Here is a 2,095-nt window from a genome sequence, read left to right as displayed (position 1 = left end):
GTGGCACCGGTGCCACCCCGCTGACGTCGATGAAGCACGCGGGCGCCCCCTGGGAGCTCGGCCTCGCCGAGACCCAGCAGACGCTGCTGCTCAACGGTCTGCGCGACCGCATCGTCGTGCAGGTCGACGGCCAGCTCAAGACCGGCCGCGACGTCATGGTCGCCGCGCTGCTCGGTGGCGAGGAGTTCGGTTTCGCGACCGCTCCGCTGGTGGTGTCGGGCTGCATCATGATGCGGGTCTGCCACCTCGACACGTGCCCCGTGGGTGTCGCCACGCAGAACCCCGTTCTGCGCAAGCGGTTCAACGGCAAGCCGGAGTTCGTGGAGAACTTCTTCCTCTTCATCGCCGAAGAGGTGCGCGAACTCCTCGCCGAACTCGGCTTCCGCACCCTCGACGAGGCCGTCGGACAGGTCGACGTTCTCGACACCACGAAGGCGCTCGAGCACTGGAAGGGCAGCAAGGCCGGCAACCTCGACCTGTCGCCGATCCTGCACGAGACCGAGTCGGCGTTCATGGACCAGGACCTGTACCGCACGGGCACCCAGGACCACGGCCTCGACAAGGCACTCGACCAGCAGCTGATCGTCCAGAGCCGCAACGCTCTCGACAAGGGCCAGAAGGTCGCGTTCGAGTCGCCGATCACCAACGTCAACCGCACGGTCGGCACCATGCTCGGCCACGAGGTGACGAAGGCGTACGGCGGCGAGGGCCTGCCTGACAACACGATCGACATCACGTTCACCGGTTCGGCCGGTAACAGCTTCGGTGCGTTCGTCCCCAAGGGCATGACGCTGCGCCTGCACGGCGATGCAAACGACTTCGTCGGCAAGGGCCTGTCCGGTGGACGCCTCGTGGTGCGCCCGCCGCTGGAGACCGCGCCCGGCTTCGTCGCCGAGGACAACATCATCGGCGGCAACGTGATCCTGTTCGGTGCCACGAGCGGTGAGGCTCTGCTCCGCGGTGTCGTGGGCGAGCGATTCGCGGTCCGTAACTCCGGCGCCACCGCGGTGGTCGAGGGAGTCGGCGACCACGGTTGCGAGTACATGACCGGCGGAAAGGTCGTCATCCTCGGTGCGACGGGTCGTAACTTCGGTGCCGGCATGTCCGGTGGCGTTGCGTACGTCTACAACCCGGACAAGGTGTTCGAGGACAACCTCAACACGGAACTGGTGGATCTCGAGGACCTGACGGGTGACGACTTCACCTGGCTGAAGTCCGCCATCGAGCGTCACCGCGACGAGACGGGCTCGGAGGTTGCCGCGCGCATCCTCTCCGACTGGTCGCAGCAGGTCAATCATTTCGCGAAGGTGATGCCCCGCGATTACAAGAAGGTGCTCTTGGCCATCGAGGCCGCGAAGAAGGATGGAAAGAACGTGGACGAGGCAGTGATGGAGGCAGCTCGTGGGTGATCCAAGCGGCTTCCTGAAGCACACGTCACGCGAACTTCCGGTTCGCCGACCGGTGCCGTTGCGCCTGCTCGACTGGAACGAGGTCTACGAGGAGTTCCCGCCGGACACCCTGAAGACTCAGGCCAGTCGGTGCATGGACTGCGGTATCCCGTTCTGCCACAACGGCTGTCCGCTGGGGAACCTGATTCCCGAGTGGAACGACCTGGTCTACAAGGACCGGTGGCACGACGGCATCGAGCGTCTGCACGCGACCAACAACTTCCCGGAGTTCACCGGGCGGCTGTGCCCCGCACCCTGTGAGGCGTCGTGCGTCCTGGGCATCAACCAGGACCCGGTCACCATCAAGCAGGTCGAGGTCGAGCTCATCGACCGCGCCTTCGACGAGGGCTGGGTCAAGCCGGTGCACCCGACCCGCTCGACGGGCAAGAAGGTCGCCGTCGTCGGTTCCGGTCCCGCGGGTCTCGCTGCAGCGCAGCAGCTGACGCGCGCCGGCCACATGGTCACCGTGTTCGAGCGGGCCGACCGCATCGGCGGGCTCCTGCGGTACGGCATCCCCGAGTTCAAGATGGAGAAGCGGCACATCGACCGCCGTCTCGATCAGATGAACTCCGAGGGCACCGTCTTCAAGACGGGTGTCAACGTGGGTGTCGACATCACCGCGGACGCACTGCGCGCGCAGTTCGACG

General features: G+C 66.0%; 2 protein-coding genes. Both read left to right on the top strand.

The features are described 5' to 3' along the window. A partial coding sequence (locus AZG88_RS35435) for a glutamate synthase-related protein (protein ID WP_269455095.1) occupies nucleotides 1-1,409 on the top strand: 1,409 nt, incomplete at its 5' end. After that, the coding region (locus AZG88_RS35430; protein WP_156517694.1) for a glutamate synthase subunit beta at nucleotides 1,402-2,095 on the top strand (694 nt) is incomplete at its 3' end. The genes AZG88_RS35435 and AZG88_RS35430, both read left to right, overlap by 8 nt.

The organism is Rhodococcus sp. LB1 (assembly GCF_001583455.1).
Classification (GTDB): domain Bacteria; phylum Actinomycetota; class Actinomycetes; order Mycobacteriales; family Mycobacteriaceae; genus Rhodococcus_F; species Rhodococcus_F opacus.
The sequence above is the reverse complement of the archived record's forward strand: the minus strand, read 5'-3'. Positions and strand labels throughout refer to the sequence as shown.